This window comes from Azospirillum sp. (assembly GCF_050789165.1).
This window is the reverse complement of sequence record NZ_JBOZRT010000125.1, coordinates 1-19,289: the sequence shown is the minus strand read 5'-3', so window position 1 is coordinate 19,289 and position 19,289 is coordinate 1. Positions and strand designations below refer to the sequence as shown.

Annotated in this window: 15 protein-coding genes; 11 read left to right on the top strand and 4 right to left on the bottom strand. The window is 70.4% G+C overall.

Going from position 1 to position 19,289, the window contains the following annotated elements; all coding sequences use genetic code 11:
* Positions 1–206: 206 nt before the first annotated feature.
* The 4 genes from guaA to ACRWK7_RS26905 all read right to left on the bottom strand — a co-directional run bounded on the left by guaA (position 207) and on the right by ACRWK7_RS26905 (position 4,530).
* Entirely contained in the window at positions 207–1,757 is a 1,551-nt protein-coding gene (gene guaA, locus ACRWK7_RS26920) for a glutamine-hydrolyzing GMP synthase (RefSeq protein WP_431859555.1), read from the bottom strand.
* Positions 1,758–1,829: 72 nt separating this feature from the next.
* Positions 1,830–2,369 (bottom strand): N-acetyltransferase family protein, encoded by a 540-nt coding sequence (locus ACRWK7_RS26915; RefSeq protein ID WP_431859553.1) that lies wholly within the window; start codon positions 2,367–2,369, stop codon positions 1,830–1,832.
* 66 nt (positions 2,370–2,435) lie between these two features.
* A complete protein-coding gene (locus ACRWK7_RS26910) occupies positions 2,436–2,915 on the bottom strand; it encodes a cupin domain-containing protein (RefSeq protein ID WP_431859551.1) in 480 nt (159 codons plus the stop codon).
* 124 nt (positions 2,916–3,039) lie between these two features.
* A complete protein-coding gene (locus tag ACRWK7_RS26905; protein ID WP_431859549.1) occupies positions 3,040–4,530 on the bottom strand; it encodes a lipopolysaccharide biosynthesis protein in 1,491 nt (496 codons plus the stop codon).
* Positions 4,531–5,256: 726 nt separating this feature from the next.
* Between ACRWK7_RS26905 and ACRWK7_RS26900 the strand changes: the two genes are divergently transcribed.
* From ACRWK7_RS26900 to ACRWK7_RS26850, 11 genes are all read left to right on the top strand, one after another.
* On the top strand, positions 5,257–6,702 hold the full coding sequence (locus tag ACRWK7_RS26900) for an exopolysaccharide biosynthesis polyprenyl glycosylphosphotransferase (protein ID WP_431859547.1): 1,446 nt from the start codon (positions 5,257–5,259) through the stop codon (positions 6,700–6,702).
* A 181-nt stretch (positions 6,703–6,883) separates the two neighbouring features.
* Positions 6,884–8,182 (top strand): O-antigen ligase family protein, encoded by a 1,299-nt coding sequence (locus ACRWK7_RS26895; protein WP_431859545.1) that lies wholly within the window; start codon positions 6,884–6,886, stop codon positions 8,180–8,182.
* A gap of 46 nt (positions 8,183–8,228) precedes the next feature.
* The gene (locus ACRWK7_RS26890; protein WP_431859543.1) at positions 8,229–9,161 is read left to right on the top strand and encodes a glycosyltransferase family 2 protein; all 933 of its coding nucleotides are present in this window, start codon (positions 8,229–8,231) and stop codon (positions 9,159–9,161) included.
* Between the two features lie 17 nt (positions 9,162–9,178).
* The gene (locus tag ACRWK7_RS26885; RefSeq protein WP_431859541.1) at positions 9,179–10,399 is read left to right on the top strand and encodes a glycosyltransferase family 4 protein; all 1,221 of its coding nucleotides are present in this window, start codon (positions 9,179–9,181) and stop codon (positions 10,397–10,399) included.
* A gap of 41 nt (positions 10,400–10,440) precedes the next feature.
* Positions 10,441–11,580, top strand: a complete 1,140-nt coding sequence (locus ACRWK7_RS26880) for a glycosyltransferase family 4 protein (protein WP_431859539.1) — start codon at positions 10,441–10,443, stop codon at positions 11,578–11,580.
* Between the two features lie 142 nt (positions 11,581–11,722).
* Positions 11,723–12,652 carry a polysaccharide deacetylase family protein gene (locus ACRWK7_RS26875; RefSeq protein WP_431859537.1) on the top strand — a complete coding sequence of 310 codons (930 nt, stop codon included), beginning with the start codon at positions 11,723–11,725 and terminating at the stop codon, positions 12,650–12,652.
* 175 nt (positions 12,653–12,827) lie between these two features.
* A complete protein-coding gene (locus ACRWK7_RS26870; RefSeq protein WP_431859535.1) occupies positions 12,828–13,133 on the top strand; it encodes a phosphopantetheine-binding protein in 306 nt (101 codons plus the stop codon).
* Between the two features lie 27 nt (positions 13,134–13,160).
* Complete coding sequence (locus tag ACRWK7_RS26865; RefSeq protein ID WP_431859533.1) at positions 13,161–14,690, top strand: class I adenylate-forming enzyme family protein; 1,530 nt, start codon at positions 13,161–13,163, stop codon at positions 14,688–14,690.
* 27 nt (positions 14,691–14,717) lie between these two features.
* Entirely contained in the window at positions 14,718–16,751 is a 2,034-nt protein-coding gene (gene asnB, locus ACRWK7_RS26860; RefSeq protein ID WP_431859531.1) for an asparagine synthase (glutamine-hydrolyzing), read from the top strand.
* Between the two features lie 55 nt (positions 16,752–16,806).
* Positions 16,807–17,814, top strand: a complete 1,008-nt coding sequence (gene nadE / locus ACRWK7_RS26855) for an NAD(+) synthase (protein WP_431859529.1) — start codon at positions 16,807–16,809, stop codon at positions 17,812–17,814.
* The gene (locus ACRWK7_RS26850) at positions 17,811–18,917 is read left to right on the top strand and encodes a GNAT family N-acetyltransferase (protein WP_431859528.1); all 1,107 of its coding nucleotides are present in this window, start codon (positions 17,811–17,813) and stop codon (positions 18,915–18,917) included. The genes nadE and ACRWK7_RS26850 overlap by 4 nt, the downstream gene beginning before the upstream one ends.
* Positions 18,918–19,289 lie beyond the last annotated feature (372 nt).

Below are 19,289 nucleotides of genomic sequence, written 5' to 3'. Positions count from 1 at the left end.
GGCTGAAACCGTCAGGAGCCTTGCTGCTCCTGACGGTATTTTTGATTCCCGCGACAATCGATATCGGCGAGGCCCGTCAGCCGAGCCACGGGACGCGATGATTGCCCACCGATGACCGCCGATAGGCGATACTTGAAAACATACTATTTATCAGTCTGTTACGTCGTGCCGCGGCGTAGTTTTGGATATTCCCGGACAGGCGCGCATCACTCCCACTCGATGGTGCCGGGCGGCTTCGAGGTGATGTCGTAGGTCACCCGGTTGATGCCGCGCACCTCGTTGACGATGCGGTTGGACACGCGGGCCAGGAACTCGTGCGGGAACGGGTACCAGTCGGCGGTCATGCCGTCGGTGGAGGTCACGGCGCGCAGCGCGCAGGCGTGGTCGTAGGTGCGGCCGTCGCCCATCACGCCCACCGTGCGCACCGGCAGCAGCACCACGAACGCCTGCCAGATGGCGTCGTAGAGGCCGGCGTTGCGGATCTCCTCCAGGTAGATGGTGTCCGCCTTGCGCAGGATCTCCAGCTTCTCCGGCGTGATCTCGCCGGGGACGCGGATCGCCAGGCCGGGGCCGGGGAACGGGTGGCGCTTCACGAACGCCTCGGGCAGGCCCAGCTCGCGGCCCAGCGCGCGGACCTCGTCCTTGAACAGCTCGCGCAGCGGCTCGACCAGCTTGAGGTTCATGCGCTCGGGCAGGCCGCCGACGTTGTGGTGCGACTTGATGGTCACCGACGGACCGCCGGTGAACGACACGCTCTCGATCACGTCGGGGTACAGAGTGCCCTGCGCCAGGAAGCCGGCGCCGCCCACCTTGTGCGCCTCGCCATCGAAGACGTCGATGAAGGTGGCGCCGATGATCTTGCGCTTCTGCTCGGGGTCGGACACGCCCTTCAGCTTGCCGAGGAACAGGTCGGCGGCGTTCACGTGGATCAGCGGGATGTTGTAGTGGTCGCGGAACAGCGTCACCACCTCGTCCGCCTCGCCGGCGCGCATCATGCCCGTATCGACGAAGATGCAGGTGAGCTGGTCGCCGATCGCCTCGTGGATCAGCACCGCCGCCACCGACGAATCGACGCCGCCCGACAGGCCGCAGATCACCTTGGCCGACCCGACCTGGGCGCGGATCTTTTCGATGGCCGCCTGCTTGAAGGCGGCCATGGTCCAGTCGCCCTTGATGCCCGCCACGCGGTGCACGAAGTTGGACAGCAGCTTCGCGCCGTGCGGGGTGTGCACCACCTCCGGATGGAACTGCACGCCGTAGAACTGGCGGCGGTCGTCGGCGATGGCGGCGAAGGGCGCGCCCTCGCTGACCGCCACCGGGCGGAAGCCCTCGGGCAGCGCGGTGACGCGGTCGCCGTGGCTCATCCACACCTGCTCGCGCCCGCCGATCTCCCACACGCCGTCGAACAGCGCGCAGGGTTCCTTGATCTCCAGGAAGGCGCGGCCGAACTCGCGGTGGTCGGAGCCGGTGACGGCGCCGCCCAGCTGGTGGCACATGGTCTGCTGGCCGTAGCAGATGCCCAGCACCGGCACGCCCTTCTGGAACACCACGTCCGGCGCGCGCGGGGCGTTCACCTCCAGCACCGAGGCCGGGCTGCCCGACAGGATGATCGCCTTCGGGTCGAACGCCTCGATCTTGTCGGGCGTCATGGTGAAGGGGTGGATCTCGCAGTAGACGCCGGCCTCGCGCACGCGGCGGGCGATGAGCTGGGTCACCTGGGACCCGAAATCGAGGATAAGGACGCGGTCTGCGGTCATGGGTCGGGCACGCTGTCGGTGGAAGCGTGCTAGATGCGCCCAATGGAGGGTCGGGTCAAGGGATTTGGCCCCTCAGCCGACGGCGGACTGCCCTGCGAGCGGCACCAGGTCGCGCCAGCCGTACGCCAGCTCGACGATCTCCGACCCCGCGAAGCGTCCCGGCCGGTCGGCGACGCGCACGCCGCCCAGGCGCTCGTAGAACCAGCGCGTCGGATTCGTGCTCAGGCACCACACCAGGCCGGAGCGGAACCCGCCCGCCAGCATGCGCTCGGCGCTCGCCGCCATCAGCAGCCGGCCCATGCCGCGCCCCTTGGCGTCGTCGAGCAGGTAGAGTGCATAGACCTCCCCCGCGAATCCGTCGATGCCGCGCCGCTGCGGGCCGAAGCTGCAGAAGCCGACGACCGCGCCGTCCTCGTCCACCGCCACCAGGGTGCCCATGCCGGGGCCGCGGTCCGGCAGGCTGCCGCGCCAGCGCGCCTCGGCGCCGCGCAACGACATGCCGGTCAGGTACTTGGCCGGCAGCATGCCGGCGTAGGTGGACTGCCAACTCGCCACGTGGACCCGCGCGATGGCGGTTGCGTCGCCCGCCTGCGCGTCGCGGATGAGGACCAAGGCACGCTCCCGTTCCAGACCTTCCAAGAAGAAGCTTGGGACGGGAGCGCGCCTTGTCCAGACGTGTTACTGCGAAGAGCCGACCTGCCGGCGCGGGTCCTCGGCCGGATCGACGTAGTTCAGGTCGAACGGCCCGACGCCGTTGATCTGCACCACCGCCTCCTGCGTGACGAAGGCGTAGTGGCGCATGTTCGCGGGCATGGCGAAGAAGCCGCCGGCGGTCAGCGTCTGCACCTTGTCGCGGTCGGCCGTCTCGCCCATGCCGACGGCGAAGGTGCCGGAGAGCACGGTGACCGCCTCGTCCCTGGAATGCCAGTGCGCCGGCACCGCGTAACCGGTCGGGAAGCGGACGCGGACCGCGAAGGGACCGGGCTCGGCCGGCTTGCCGTAGATGACCGACCACTCCGCCCCGGCCGGCAGCGGCGTGGCGGGCTCCCATTTGACGGCGTCGGGGGAGAGGACGACATGCCGGTCGGCCGCCGCAGCGGACGCGGCGGCGACAAGCGCCAGGGACAGGACCGGCAGGAACAGGAACGCACGCGGCATGGCAGGCCTCCTTCACCGGGGATCGGAAGCCGTCAAGCGTACGCCGCGCGCCGCGGCACCGTCCAACGGGGCAAGGAGGCAGAGGCCGGCGCGTTCGCCGCGCCCCTGTCCCTATTCGGGCGGATCACTCCACGGCCGGTTGCACGCGCCGCCGCCGGACGGCTCCGCCGACCAGCTTGAACAGCAACGCCCGCCCCTCCGTCCCCAGCCCCGGGCCGAACACCGCGGCGGCCATGGCGGCGGCGGTCAGCGCCACCTTGCCGGCGGTGAAGGCCGGCGCGACCTCGGCGCCGAACGCCTCCCACCCCACCGCGTAGGCGACCACCGCCGGCGCCAGGATGCCGAGCAGGCGGGCCGGGTTCAGGGGCGCATCGCCAGGGCAGAGGCGGCGGCAGGCCCACTCGGTGACGGTGATCTGGAACAGCTCGCGCCCCAGCACCGCCACCGCCGCGCCCAGCACGCCCCATTGCCACACCAACGCCACCGCCAGCGCCGAGCCGACCGCCAGGCTGGCCGCGGAGATCCACGGCAGCACCCGCATCTGCTTGGCCTTCATCAGCGACACCTCGGAATGCATGCGCACCCCGTGCAGCACGTAGGACAGCGTGAGGAACGGCATGCAGGCCAGCACCGGCGCGTAGTCGGCCGAGGCGATCAGGAAGAGGATCTCCGGCGTGGTCAGCGTCATGCCCAGCGCCGCGGCGGTGAGGACGACGATGAACAGGTGGAAGACGAACTCCGACTGCTCGCGGTCCTCGCCGCCGTGCTGCGCCTCGAAGCGGCGCACCGACCAGATCTGCAGGAACGACGCGGTCAGGAACATGTAGAGGATGGTGGATAGCCGCATGCCGAACGAGAAGACGCCGACCGCCGCCGTGGTCATCAGCACGTTGAGCAGCCAGCGCGCGACGAACTGGTTGGCGATGTCCAGCAGCGACTGCGGCATGAAGGGCAGGCCCAGCGTCACCACCCGTCTGAGGATCGCCGGCGAGAAGCCCACCCCGGTCTTCGCCAGGATCGACGCCATCAGCGACAGGCCGAGGATCGAGAACGCCACCCCGTTGGCCAGAAAGATGCCCGACACGCCGAGGTCCAGCACCAGCAGGAACGCCAGGTTCAGCCCCAGCAGCAGCACCGCCTTGGCGATGGAGACCAGCAGGCACATGCCCGAGCGCTTGTGGACCCGGTAATAGGCCAGCGCCAGCTCGAACATGGTGCTCAGCGCGATGCTGGCCAGCGCCACCGCGATCACCGCGGCGAAGCCGCCGTCGCCGAACAGGCCCTGGCTGACCGCCCAGCCCGCGGGATAGGACAGCGCCAGCAGGACCAGCGTCGCCGCGCCCAGGCCGAACATGGTGGTGCTGACCACGCGGTCGCGGTCCTTCTCCTCCGCATGCTCGAAGTAGACGACGGTGAAGGCGTTGTTCATGCCGATCATCAGCATGACGGCGAGGATGTCGCCGACGACGCCGATCAGCGCGTAGACGCCGAACTCCGACGGCGTCAGCACCTTCGTATAGAGCGGCAACAGCAACAGGCCGGCGGCCCGGTTGACGATGTTGGCCACCGTGTAAATCCAGCCGTGCTTCAGTATCGTTGCCGCTTCGGATGCCATTGTCGGTCCTTCACACAATGGGAAAGGCCGGCGGCCACCCCATTGGGATTAGCCAGCCCGGCGATCATCAGTGGATTCTTCAGCGAATGACTTGCGCTGATGATCGGTACCATGCGGCAGCGCGTCAATTTTGCATTGGGTGAAGCGGCGACTCTTCGGTCATACCCTATGACTGTGACCGAAGAGTTCCCCTGACCGGCCGCAACCGTGCTTTCCGGAGCACACCCGCCCACCGGCCACGCCGCCCGCCCGGCCTCCCCCGGCGGGGCCAAGGTCCCGTCCGGCCACCCCGTTGGCGCGGCGCACACCGCATTGCGGGCACGCGGCCTCCATCGTCCGGGGTGGATTTGACCGGCGTTTACCTACAATTCGCCACGATTTGGCGCCGGACATGCCCCGCTTCGGAGAGGGGACCACCCCAATGCGATCCCCCCGGCGCGGCGCCGCTCATCCCGCGGGGGGCTCCGGTGAGCACTGGTATTCGCCTTCCGAAGCCGCGTGTTACGGCCTCCGACATCCAGGCGCTCCAAAGATTTCTTGATGGCGCGCGGCCCTCATTCCAACTTTTGTACAACAAAACGCGCACCGGCAGCCCTTCGAGCCCGCGGTTTCTTCCGTATGCTTGCGGGGGCCGGACATAAGACACCCAAGACATGTGCAAAGAGCGCCGCCCGCGGAGCGAATTCGCGGCGGACGGGATCATATTGTCAACATGCGGGACGAGTGATGAGCCAATCCGATCCTGAAGCGGTCTTCCAGACCGCCCCGGTCAAGAAGGCCGGCTGGCCGAGCCCGAGCGTCGGGCTGCTGCTGGCGCTGTGCGATGGTGTGGTCCTGGCGCTCCTCGGCTGGATCCTCAGCCGGACGCTGGTGCCCTCGGTTCCGATGCCCGAGCTCGACCTGACGGAACGCGCGCTGGTCACCGGCCTAATGCTGGTGCCGCTGGTGAAGTCGGTGTTCGGCATCTACTCGCTCGGCCGTTTCGATTACGCCGAGCGCACGCGCCGCACCTTCCAGGCCGCGGTGCTGTGCGCCGCCGTGCTCATGGTCCCGTTCGCCGTCATGGACGGCGTGCGCTCGTTCTTCGTGCAGTCGCTGGCCATCGCGCTGGGCGGCTTCGCCGTCACCTTCCTGGCCGACCTGCTGGTGGTGCACGGGCTGCTGACGCTGGTGCTGCAGTGGCGCACCCCGGTCGTCATCGTCGGCGCCGGGTCCGTCGGCGCGGCCGTGGCCGAGAAGCTGCACCGCCTGCCGTGGCTGGGCATGCGCGCCGTGGGCTTCGTCGATGACGACGAGTCGCTGTGGAACACCCGCGTGTCCGGTGTGCCGGTGCTCGGCCCCACCAGCATGCTGCAGGCCGCGCCCGCCATCGCCGCCCAGGCGCAGGCCGCCATCGTCGCCGACGTCGGCCGGCACGGCGCCGACCTGCCGGGCCTGCTGAAGGCCCTGCCCTACCGCCAGGTCTACTGCGTGCTGGGCAACGGCGGGGTGACGGCGCTCGACGCGTCGTACCAGAACCTGCACGGCTCGCTGGCGCTGCGCGTCACGCCGCGCTCGGAAGCGACCTACCTGCGCATCCGCCGGGTCATGGACATCGTGCTGTCGAGCCTGCTGCTGGTGCTGGTGGCGCCGCTGATGCTGGGCATCGCCATCCTGATCAAGCTGGACAGCCCCGGCCCGGTCATGTTCCGCCAGAAGCGCTGGGCCGGCGCCAACCGCACCTTCGACCTGCTGAAGTTCCGCTCCATGCACATCGACGCGGAGGAGCAGCTGAAGCGCCTGCTCGACAGCGACCCGCAGATGCGCGCGGAGTACGAGACCTTCCACAAGCTCAGCTTCGATCCGCGCATCACGCCGTTCGGCCGGTTCCTGCGCAAGACCTCGCTGGACGAGCTGCCGCAGCTCTGGAACATCCTGATGGGCGACATGAGCCTGATCGGCCCGCGCGCCTACATGCCGAAGGAACTGCCCGAGGTCGGCGAGTCCGCTGCGGTGATCGGCAGCGTCCGCCCCGGCCTCACCGGCTACTGGCAGGTATCCGGCCGGCACCGCACCAGCTTCCAGGAGCGCGTGGCGATGGACGTCTTCTACGTCCGCAACCGCGGACTCGTGTTCGACCTGTTCATCCTGTTCAAGACGGCTTTCGTGGTGCTGAGGGGCGAGGGGTCATAGGACGCCCCGCCGCGGCCTTGCGCCCCCGAATAAGGGGTGCAAGGCCGCCTCCTAGGCCGGCCGGGGTGCTCCATCCCGGGCGGTTTAGCTCTTTCACGCGGCTTACGCGGCGGGGAAGCCCCGCGGCACTCTGGCTCCCCAGAGCCAAGCCACGGCATTCGAAAGCAGCGGCCCGGAGACCATGCAGAAGCTCGAGAAATTCCTGACCGTCCTGGTGGTCATGTCGTACGGCGGCACCGTGCTGCCGGCGCTGATCGCCAACGGCGCCCTGCCCACGGGCCCGCTCGACGTCGAGAGCCCGGGCGTGATGATCATCTTCGCCGTCACCTACCTCGTCATCCTGTTCCTGCTGATGCTGCGGCAGGGGATCATCTGGCGGGTGCCGACGGTGAACCCGGTGCTCACCGCGCTGATCATCCTCGCCTTCGTCTCGGCGGCGTGGTCGGTGTTCCCCGACGTGACGCTCCGCCGCTCGGTGGCGCTCACCTTCACCACGCTGTTCGGCCTCTACCTGGCGCTGCGCTGGCGCCTGGACGAGGCGGTGGCGCTGCTGGCGACCGGGCTGGGCATGCTGATCCTGCTGTCCTTCGTCTTCGTCGCGGCGCTGCCGCAGATCGGCGTGGACCAGGACATCCACCGCGGCGCCTGGAAGGGCGTGTTCTTCCAGAAGAACGTCACCGGCCGCATGATCGTCTGGTTCTCGCTCAGCGTGCTGTGGCTGGACTGGATGGGCTGCCGGCCGAAGTGGCTGCTGCGCGGCTCGTTCCTGGCGGCCTTCGTGCTGCTGGTGATGTCGCGCTCGGGCACAGGCCTCCTGTCCACCATCATGGTGGCGGTGGTGATGCTGTCGGTGCGGCTGCTGCGCGTGAACATCCGCACGCTGATTCCGGCGCTGGCCTTCCTCGGCCTCGGCGCCGTGGTGGCGACGACGCTGATCTCCGCCGACTTCCGCGAGGCCATGTACATGCTCGGCCGCGACGCCACGCTGACCGGCCGCACCGAGCTGTGGCGCTTCGCCCGCGAGATGCTGCAGGACAACTTCGTCCTCGGCTACGGCTACGCCGCGTTCTGGTACGGCCTGTACGGCCCGGCCAGCTACTACACCACCGGCTGGGGCATCACCTCGGTGCACAACGGCTGGCTGGAGGTGCTGCTGGACGCCGGCCTGCCCGGCCTGATCATGATGATCTACCTGATGGGCCGGCTGCTGTTCGGCGGCGTGCTGGTCGCCCGCTACGTGGATTGGCGCGAGGCGCCGTGGATCCTCGCGGTGGCGCTCGGCCTGCTGGCCGTCTCCATCTCCGAAAGCGTGTTCCTGGAACGCCATTCGCTCAACTGGGTGGTCTTCGTGCTGGGCGTGACGCGGGTCATCATCCTGCGCCGGCGCGCCAAGGCCCCAGCGTCGTCCCCTGGCCCGGCGCCGCAGGCGACCCCCGCCTACGCCGGTGCCGGCGGGCTCGGCTACGCCCCGACCCGCTGACGACGCGACCACCCGACAACGCACTCAAGACATTCGAAGGCCCGCCATGAAGACCATGCAGGACAAGGTCACCGTCGTGATCCCGACCCGAAACCGGCCGGATCTGGTGACCCGCGCCGTGCACAGCGCGCTGGCGCAGACCTATCGCGACCTCGAGGTGATCGTGGTGGTGGACGGCCCCGACCCGGCCACCGTCGCGGTGCTGGGCGCGATCTCCGACCCCCGCCTGACCGTCGTCGCGCTGGAGAAGAACATCGGCGCCGCCAACGCCCGCAACCTGGGCGTCCAGCGCGCCGCCGGCAGCTGGATCGCCTTCCTCGACGACGACGACCACTGGATGGACGAGAAGGTCGCCGTCCAGATGGCCGCCCGCCCGAAGGACGTGCGCTATCCGGTCATGAGCTGCCGCTGCGAGGTGGTGACGGCGCGCGGCACCTTCGTCTGGCCGCGCCGGCTGGCGACGCCGAAGGACGCCATCGGCGACTACCTGTTCGTCCGCAAGGGCCTGTTCAAGGGCGAGACCTTCGCCCCCACCACCACGCTGCTGGCGCCCAGGGAACTGCTGCTCAAGCACCCCATACCCGTCTCGCTGTTCGACGACTGGGAGTGGCTGATCGGCTGCGGCCGCATCAAGGGCTGCGCGCTGATCACCGTGCCGGAGGCGCTGGCCGTCCACTACACCGAGAACAACCGCATCACCCTGTCCACCTGCCACAACATCGACGACGCGCTCGGCTGGGCGCAGACGATGCAGCCGCTGCTCTCGCCGCGCGCCTACGCCAGCCTGCTGCTGCAGGCCACCGGCGGCGAGCCGGCGGCGCGCACCGGCGCGGTGCGCTGGAAGATCCTGGGCGAGGCGATGCGGCGCGGCTCGCCGACGCCGATGGCGCTGGCGACCTTCACCATGCACTCGCTGTTCCCGGTCGCGCTGCGCCGCCGGCTGCGCCAGGCGCTGTTCTCCGCCCACTCCGCCGCCTGAGAGGGGAGACCGAGCGCATGACCCGCACGCGTACCCGCGTGGCCTTCGCCACGCCCGGCGCCCTGGACGGCGGCGGCATCGGCCGCATGACCGACTACATCGTGGACCAGCTGGACACCCGTGGCCGGCGCACCGGCGTGGGGCCGAACACCGTGGTGCTCGACACCCGCGGCCGCGGCAGCGTCTTCCTGTCGCCCTTCTACCTCGCCGCGGCGCTCGCCCGGCTGGTGCGCATGCAGGCGCGGGGCGAGGTGGACGCCGTCCACATCAACGTCTCGGAGCGCGCCAGCTTCCTGCGCAAGGCGGCGATCCAGGCGGCGGCCGGCCTGTTCGGCACGCCGACCGTGGTGCACCTGCACGGCGCCTCCTTCGTCGATTACTTCCGCGGCGGCCCGTTCGCCCGCGCCATTTCGCGCTGGCTGTTCCGCCGGTGCACGCGCGCCATCGTGCTCGGCCACGGCTGGCGCGACTTCCTGGTGGAGGAGGTCGGCATCGACCCCGGCAAGGTGGACGTGCTGTACAACGCCGTGCCCGACTTCGTCGGCCCGGACGTCGAGCGCGCACCGCCGCCCTCCGGTGATCCGGCCGGCGAGCCGGTCCGCCTGCTGGTGCTGGCGCACCTCAGCGAGCGCAAGGGTATCGGCACGCTGCTGAACGCCGCGCGGCTGCTGCGGGAGCGCGGCGTCGCCTTCCGCCTGACGCTGGGCGGAAACGGCGACATCGACGGCTACCGCCGCATGGCCGGGGAGCTGGGAATCGCCGACTCCTGCGATTTCCTCGGCTGGGTGACGCGCGATCAGGCGCACGACCTGATCCGCTCGCACCATATGCTGCTGCTGCCCTCGACGCACGAGGGGCTGCCGATGGTGATCCTGGAGGCGCTGTGCGCCCGGTTGCCGGTGATCACCACGCCGGTCGGCTCGATCCCCGAGGTGCTGGACCACCGCGAGACGGCGCTGATCGTGCCGGTCGGCGAGCGGGAGGCGCTGGCCGATGCGGTGCAGGCGCTGGCCTCAGACCCGGAGCTGTACCGCGCGGTCGGCGAGGCCGGCCGCCGCCTGTTCGAGGAGCAGTTCAACATCGAGGGCTACTGCGAGCGGCTGTGCGCCGTCTACGACGCGCTCAGCCGGCCCGGCCCGCGCCGCCCGCAGCGGATCGCCGACGGCGAGCCGGCCCCGGTGCTGGCCGACAGCCGCCCGCCGGCCAAGGCGTCGCTGCCCCGCGTCGGCCGCCACTAGCCCGAACGGAACCTGGAACGGTCAGAAGACCAGGAGTGGACATGATCTACATCGTCAGCCCCGGCGGTACCCAGGAAAAGGGAGGGATGGGGCGGATCGTCGACAACTTCACCACCGACCTGCGCGAGAACCGGCCGGACATCCGCTTCGAGGTGGTGGACAGCTACGGCCCGGGCAAGTTCCACCTGATGCCGTTCTACTTCGCGCTGGCGGTGGCGCGGCTGGGCCTGTGCTTCCTGGCCGGGCGCGGCAACCTCGTGCACATCCACATGGCCGAGCATGGCAGCGTGCTGCGCAAGGGCATCATCGTCGCGCTGGCGGCGCTGTTCCGGGTGCCGGTGGTGCTGCACCTGCACGGCGGCCGCTTCCCCGAGCAGGTGCGCAACGCCGGCCCGCTGACCCGCTGGGCGATCCGGCGGCTGGTGGCGGCCTGCAGCGAGACGGTGGTGCTCGGCGACTTCTGGCGCCGCTTCATGACCGAGGAGTTCGGGGCGGAGGCCAAGCGGGTGACAGTGCTGCACAACGCGGTGCCCGGCCCGTCGGCCATCCCGCTGCGCGCCAGCGACCGCCCGGTGCGCCTGCTGTTCCTCGGCCGGCTGATCAAGCTGAAGGGCATCCACGTGCTGCTGGAGGCGCTGGCCACCGAGCCGTGCCGCGCGCGGCCGTGGGAGCTGGTGATCGCCGGCGACGGCGACCTGGAGACCTACCGCAGGCAGGCGGCGGCCTTGGGCCTGTCGGACCGTGTCACCTTCACCGGCTGGCTCGACCAGGACGGCTGCCGGCGGCAGCTGGCCCAGGCCGATGTGCTGGTGCAGCCCTCCATGTTCGAGGGGCTGCCGATGGCGGTGCTGGAGGCGATGGCGCACGGGCTGACCATCGTCGCCACCCCCGTCGGCTCGGTCGGCGACGCCATCGAGCACGAGGTCACCGGCCTGCTGGTGCCGCCCGGCGAGGTCGAACCGCTCACCTCGGCCCTGGTCCGCGTTCTCGACGACGCAGCGCTGCGCCGGGAGCTGGGGATCGGCGCGCGGCGCAAGTTCGAGACCTGCTTCGACATCGCCGTCTACCGCGAGCGCCTGATCGACATCTACCGCCGCAACGCCCGCCACTGGCGCTCCGAGCCGGAGACGGTGCCGGCGGCGGACGGGACCGCGTCGACGGTGGCACGGCGGCTGGGATGACTTTTTAGCCCCCTCCCCATCCCTCCCCCGCTTCGCGGTGGAGGGGGCAGAGCGGCGGAGTTCCCTCCACCGCAAAGCGGGGGAGGGTTAGGGAGGGGGCCAACACACATTGCCATTAGCCCTCTCTCGGAGGACCAAACCCATGAAGGAAGCCTTCGGCGCCCTGGTGCGCTGGTCGGGCCTCGACGCGGCGCTGCGGTTCCTGTTCGCGCGCCGGCGGGTCACCATCGTCGTCTACCATGACCCCGACCCCGACATCCTGCGCCAGCATCTCGCGTGGTATGCCAAGCGTTACACCTTCACCACGCTGGACGCCGTCGCCGACGCCATGGACAGCGGCCGGTGGGACTCCCTGCCCCGCTATCCCCTGGTCGTCACGCTCGACGACGGGCACCTCGGCAACGCCAAGCTCGAGCCGTTGTTCCGCGACTACGGCGTGCGGCCGACCATGTACCTGTGCAGCCGCATCGTCGGCACCGCGCGGCCCTACTGGTGGCAGACCGCCGCCGCCGACCGCATCGGCCCGGAAGCGCTGAAGGTCGTCCCCGACACCGAGCGCCGCCGCCGCCTCGCCGAAGCCGGCGACGACCCCGACGTTGATGCCCGCGGCCCACGCCAGGCGCTGTCCTGGGACGAGGTGCGAGCCATGGCCGGCGTCTACGACTACGGCGGCCACACCCGGCACCACCCGATCCTCCTGCAATGCGACGACCGGACTGCCGCCGAGGAGATCGGCCTGTGCAAGACCGAGATCGAGGATGCCCTGCACGGGCCCTGCGCCCACTTCGCCTACACCAACGGCGACTTCGGCGAGCGCGAGGTGGCGCTGATCCGCGCCTCCGGCTACCGCACGGCACGCAGCATCGAGCCGGGCTGGAACGGCCCGAACGCCGACCCCTTCCGCCTCAAGGCCTTCCCGGTCAGCGACGACGTCAGCGTCGGCTGGCTGGCGGTGCAGATCACCGGCATCCCGAGCTGGGCGCGCAAGCTGAAGGCGCTGCTGCGCGGACGCGGCGCCGGAACGGCCCCGGCCTATCCCGAACCGGCGAGCGCGCTGGGCGGACGCGGCTGACGACATCGGCCGTAAGTAAAATTTCGATTTTCCGCCTAAGACAGAAGAGTTCCGCAGGATACCCAGCTTCATCAACGTATTATCATCCTTTGCCCCCTCGCATTCCTGAGACTTCAACGCAATAAATGGGGAAAGCAGGGTGCGTGTTCCGATCTCTCTAGGAGGTTCCTTCACGATGTCGACGACCGCCAACATCCAGTCCACCATTGATCCCGCCGTCGCCCCCTCCATCGCCAAGGACATCCGTTCCTTTATCGTCGAGAGCTTCCTGCTTGGTCAGGACTCCGGGTTCGACAACTCTGAGTCGCTGCTGGAGTCGGGAATCATCGACTCGACCGGCATCATGCACGTGGTCGCGTTCCTGGAGGAGACGTTCGGCGTCGCCATCGAGGACGACGACCTGGTGGCCGACAACCTGGACTCCGTGGACCGCATCGCCGGCTTCGTCGGCCGCAAGCAGGCCCTGAAGGCCGCGGCCTGAGCACAGCCACACGGCGGGGACACCTCAATGGCCTTCCTGGTCCACCACCTCCTGGCCGAAACCGCCCGGCGCGACCCACACAAGGCCGCGCTGATCGCGGGATCCACGCGCCGCACCTTCGCGGAGCTGGACGCCGACAGCGACGCCGTGGCCTGCGCGCTGCAGCGCCAGGGCGTCGCACGCGGCGACCGCGTCGCCATCATGCTGGAGAACTCGGTCGAGTACGTGATCGCCTTCTTCGGCGCCATGAAGGCCGGCGCGGTCTATGTCCCCGTCAACCCGTCCACCAAGGCGGACAAGCTCGCCTACATCCTCAACGACTGCGGCGTGCGGGCGCTGGTGGCACCCACGGCGCTGACCCGCACGGTGCTGCCGGCGCTGGCCGAGGCGCCGTCGGTGCAGGCCACCCTGTGGGTCGGCCCGGTGCTGCCGGCGCTCGGCGGCGCCGCCTCGATCGCCGAGATCCTGGCCGACACCGCCCGTCCCGTCCCGGCCGACCCCGGCTGCATCGACCAGGACCTCGCCGCGATCCTCTACACCTCCGGCACCACGGGCAAGCCCAAGGGCGTGATGCTGACGCACGCCAACCTGGTGGCCACCGCCCGCTCAATCGCCGGCTATCTCCGGAACACGCCGGACGACGTGGTGCTGTGCCTGCTGCCGCTGACCTTCGGCTACGGCCTGTCGCAGGTCACCACCTCGGCGCTGGTCGGCTTCACGCTGGTGCTGGAGCGCTCCTTCGCCTTCCCGCTCGACACGCTGAAGCGCATGGTCGAGCACCGCATCACCGGCCTGCCCGGCGTGCCCACGGTCTTCGCCACGCTGCTGCAGATGGACGCGGCGAAGGACGCCGACCTGTCCTCGCTGCGCTACCTGACCAACGCGGCGGCCCCGCTGCCGGTGGCCCACCTCCAGCGGGTGCGCGAGCTGTTTCCCGGGGCGGCATTCTACTCCATGTACGGCGCCACCGAGTGCTCGACCCGCATCGCCTACCTGGAACCGTCGGAGCTGGCCGCCCGGCCCGGCTCGGTCGGCAAGGCGATCCCCAACTGCGAGGCGTACGTCGTCGATGAGGCCGGCCGCCGCGCCGCGCCCGGCGAGGTCGGCGAGCTGGTGGTGCGCGGCGCCAACGTCATGCGCGGCTACTGGAACCGGCCGGACGCCACGGCCGACCGCCTGCGCGACGGCGCCTACCACACCGGCGACCTGTTCCGCGCCGACGAGCAGGGCTTCCTCTATTTCGTCGCCCGCAAGGACGACGTGTTCAAGTGCCGCGGCGAGAAGGTCTCGCCCAAGGAGGTCGAGGCGGTGCTGTGCGAGCTGCCCGACGTGGCCGAGGCCGCCGTGCTCGGCGTGCCCGACCCGGCGGACGGCATGGCGGTGAAGGCCGTGATCGTCCCGCGCGAGGGCACCACGCTGGCCCCGGCCGCCATCGTCCAGCACTGCCGTGCCCGCCTGGAGGGGCACATGGTGCCCAAGTTCGTGGAGTTCCGCGCCGAGCTGCCGAAGACCGAGTCCGGCAAGCTGAAGCGCAGCGAACTCGCCATCCCCGCCTGAAGCTCCCCTTTCTGGAGAAACGCGCCGATGTGTGGTGTCGCCGGTATCTTCGCGGGCCCGCGTGCCGAACCGCCGTCGCTGGACGAGTTGCGGCGCATGATCGCCATGCTGGGCCACCGCGGGCCCGACGGCTACGGCTTCTACCGCGACGAGCGGGTCGGGCTGGCCCACTCGCGGCTCAGCATCGTCGGCCTGGCCGGCGGCTTCCAGCCGATCCACAACGAGGACCGCACGGTCTGGATCACCTTCAACGGCGAGATCTTCAACCACGTCGAGCTGCGGCGTGAGCTGGAGGCCCGCGGCCACCGCTTCTACACCAACACCGACACCGAGGTGATCGTCCACGCCTACGAGGAGTGGGGCTCGGCAACGTGGCCGAAGCTCAACGGCCAGTTCGCCATCGGCCTGTGGGACACCGTTGCGCGCAAGCTGTGGCTGGTGCGCGACAAGCTGGGCATCCTGCCCCTCCAGTTCGCCCGCGTCGGCGAGCGCATCGTCTTCGCCTCCGAGGCCAAGGCGCTGTTCGCCGGCGGCAGCGTGACGCCGACCTTCGACGGCGCCCACCTCGCCCAGGTCTTCACCCAGTGGACCGTGGCGCCGCAGGGCACCGTGTTCGCCGGCGTCCACATGGTGCCGGCCGGCACCGCGCTGTGCATCGACCAGAACCTGACGGTCACCGAGGAGCGCTACTGGTCCCCCAACTTGGCCGGCGACCCTGCCCTGGCCAACCTGACCCTGGAGGAAGCCGCCGAGGCGCTGGGTGAGAAGCTGTTCGACGCGGTGAAGCTGCGCCTGCGCGCCGATGTGCCGGTGGGCGTCTACATCTCCGGCGGGCTCGACAGCTCGGTCATCGCCGCGCTGGTGCGCTGGGGCAAGCAGGGGCACGTGCACTCCTTCGGCGTGCGCTTCGCCGACCCGGCCTTCGACGAGACCCCGCAGCAGCGCCTCGTCGCCGGCTTCACCGGCACCGAGCACCACGACATCGTCTGCGGCCCGGCCGAGATCCAGGCGGCGCTGCCCGATGTGGTCTGGCACGGCGAGATGCCGCTGGTGCGCACCGCCCCGGCGCCGCTGTTCCTGCTCTCCCGCCTCGTGCGCAACAGCGACATCCGCGTCGTGCTGTCCGGCGAGGGCGCCGACGAGCTGCTGGGCGGCTACGACATCTTCAAGGAGGACCGCATCCGCCGCTTCTGGGCGCGCCGGCCGGACTCCGCGCTCCGCCCGCAGCTCCTGGGCCGCATCCACGCCTTCGCGGCGATGAACGGCGCCAAGGACAGCCGCCTGTGGCAGAGCTTCTTCCGCCGCGGCCTCACCGACACCGACGACCCGTTCTACGCCCACCGCATCCGCTGGGCCAACACCGCCTGGACGCTGCGCCTGCTCGCCCCCGACGTCCGCGCCGCCTGCGACCCGGCCCGTATGGAGGCCGACATCCTCGCCCATCTGCCCGAGGGCTGGCAGGGCTGGAACCCGCTCTCCCGTGCGCAGGCGGTGGAGATGGACAGCTTCCTCACCCCCTACCTGCTGTCCAGCCAGGGCGACCGGGTGGCGATGGCGAACTCCATCGAGGTGCGCTACCCGTTCCTCGACCCGGACGTGGTGGACTTCTGCAACGCGCTGCCGCCGCGCCTGAAGATGCTGGGCCTGCGCGACAAGCTGCCGCTGCGCCGCATCGCCCGCGACCTGCTGCCGGCCGAGATCGGCCACCGCCCGAAGCGCCCCTACCGCGCGCCGATGACCACCGCGCTGTTCGGAGCGAACGCGCCGGAATACGTGCGCGACCTGCTGTCCGAGCAGATGCTGTCCCGCTACGGGCTGGTCGATGCCCAAGGCGCCGCGGCGCTTGCCGCCAAGGCGCACCGCCAGGACGGCCGCATGGCCGGCGAGCGCGAGGAGATGGCCCTGGTCGGCGTCCTCACGCTGCAGATGCTGGCGCACGCCTATCACGACACCTTCCGCCAGCGCGCGTCCGACCGGCTCGCCGCGCTGGAGGGCACCCCGATCCACGTGCTCGAGGACCGAGTTGGGGCGGACCACCACTCGGCCGAGCGCGCGGCCTGAGCCGTCCCCGCCGACGGGCGGGGGCTGTATGCAAACCAAACCTGGGAAACACATCATGCGCGACAACCAGATTGTGTTCGATCGCAGCGCCCTGGACATCGACTACGCCGCCGCGGCGCGCGAGATCGAGGAGTCCATCCGCCACATCGTCGCCGTCGATCTGCGGCGCCAGGGCGTGGTGCTGGGCGTGTCGGGCGGCATCGACTCCGCCGTCTGCGCCACGCTTGCCGTCCGGGCGCTCGGCGCCGAGCGCGTCCGCCTGCTGCTGATGCCGGAGAAGGAGTCCTCCCCGGACAGCACCCGCCGCGGCCGCCTGCTGTGCGAGGGCCTGGGCGTGACGCCGGTCATGGAGAACATCACCGCGCCGCTGACCGCGCTCGGCTGTTACGAGCGCCGCGACGCCGCCATCCGCCGCCTGATCCCGGAGTTTGGCAATGGCTGGAAGCAGAAGATCGGCCTCGCCGCCGGCCTGCTCGACCACGACCGTGTCAATTACTTCACCATCACCGTGGAGTCGCCGGACGGCATCCGGCAGACCACGCGCATGCCGGTGGACGTCTATCTGGAGGTGGTCGCCGCCACCAACCTGAAGCAGCGCGTGCGCAAGACCATGGAGTACACGCACGCCGACGCGCTGAACTACGCCGTGCTCGGCACGCCGAACCGGCTGGAGTACGAGCTGGGCTTCTTCGTCCGCGGTGGCGACGGGCTGGCCGACCTCAAGCCGATCGCGCACCTCTACAAGACGCAGGTCTACGCCATGGCCGCGCACCTCGGCGTGCCCGAGGACATCCGCAACCAGGCGCCGAGCACCGACACCTACACCCTCGAGCAGAGCCAGGAGGAGTTCTACTACGCGCTCCCCTACGACCAGCTCGATCTCGCGCTGTGCGCCTACGGCAGCGGCGTGCCGGAGGACGAGGCGGCCCGCGCGCTCGGCATCGCGCCGGCGCAGGTGGCCCGCGTCTACAAGGACATCACGCTGAAGCGCCGCACCTCGGCGCGCATCCTGCGCGACGCCGTGCTGGTGCAGGACGTCGAGGTCGAAGGGATCGCCGCATGAGCGTCGTCGCCTGGGCACAGCGCGGCATCGCCCGGTACGAGCCGCTCGACCGCCCGGACCTCGAAGCGTTCCAGCGCGGCACCTTTGGCGATGGGGCCCTGCAACTCGACCACGCCCATTTCCACTGGGCGTTCGAGGAGGTGCCGAGCCCCGACCCCGAGGGCGTGCAGTTCTGGCTGTGCAAGCGCAACGGTGCGGTCGTCGGGCAGCAGGCCGGCATCCCGTTCCGCCTCAAGGTGGGCGAGCGGGTGTGCCGCGCCTCCTGGGCGATCGACCTCATGGTATCGCCGGAGTGGCGTCTGCGCGGCGTCGGCCCGGCGCTGTCGGAGACCCACTCCCTGTCCAGCGAGGTGGCGGTCGGCGTCGGCATCTCGGACGCGGCGTACAAGGCGTACAAGCGTGGCGGCTGGCTCGACCTGGGTGGGCTGACCACCTTCGTCCGCCTGATCGACCTGCGGCGCTGCGTTCAGGCCAGCAAGCACGACGGCCCGCTCGCCCGCGTCCTTGCGACGGCCGGCACGCCGTTCGCGGCTGCCGCCTCGGCCGGCTTCGCCGGTCTGGCCCGGCTGCGCGGCGCCCGCCTGGAGGAGGTGCCGGCCTTCGATGGGCGGGTGGACGCCCTGTGGGCAGCGGTGGCGCCGCACCACGCGGTGATCGCCGAGCGCAACCGGGACTTCCTGTCCTGGCGCTTCGACCGCTGCCCGACGGCCGGGCGCTTCCGCCGGCTCTACGTGCTGCGCGGGGGCGAGCTGGTGGGGTACGTGGTGCTGCGCGTGGACCATTGGAAGGGCGCGTCGGTCGGCGTGGTGGTGGACTATCTGGCCCGGCCGGGCTGGGAGGCCGCCGCGTTCGCCCTGGCGGTGTCGTTCGCCCGGCGCGGGCGGCTGGCGGCGCTGCTCTGCCGCACGCTGAACGCGGCGATCGAGCGGCCGCTCCGGCGCATGGGCTTCCTGTGCCTGCCCAACGGCCTGCACGCGCCGACGCGGATCATGGCCCGGCCGGCACCGGGAGCCGAAGACTTGGCTGGCCTGCTGTCCAACCCGCGCAACTGGTTCGTCACCGCGGCCGACAGCGACCTCAGCTTCAAGGAGCTGGGCGCCTAAGCCGATCTCACAGCACACCGAGCTCACCCGACCCCGCCCCTCCGCCGCCTTCCCAGGTGGCGGCGGTGCCGGGGCCGCCCGGTTCCGCGCACGAAGCGCGGCAGGGCGGGGCCGGGTGAACCAGCGCGGGGCGCCGGCGCCAGCCGGCGCCCCGTCGCTTGTTTACGGGAGAGTTGCAGGAAGCGGCGGAGTTCCCTCCCCCGCCCAGCGGGGGAGGGATAGGGTGGGGGCAAAACGCCGCCGCCCGCCGCTGGTGAGGGCGGCGGGCGGCGGCGATGGTGAAGAGCGATCGCTATGATCCGTGTGTCTGGTGAACGCCTTGAAGACCTGGCGGCGACCTACTCTCCCACGTCTTGAGACGCAGTACCATCG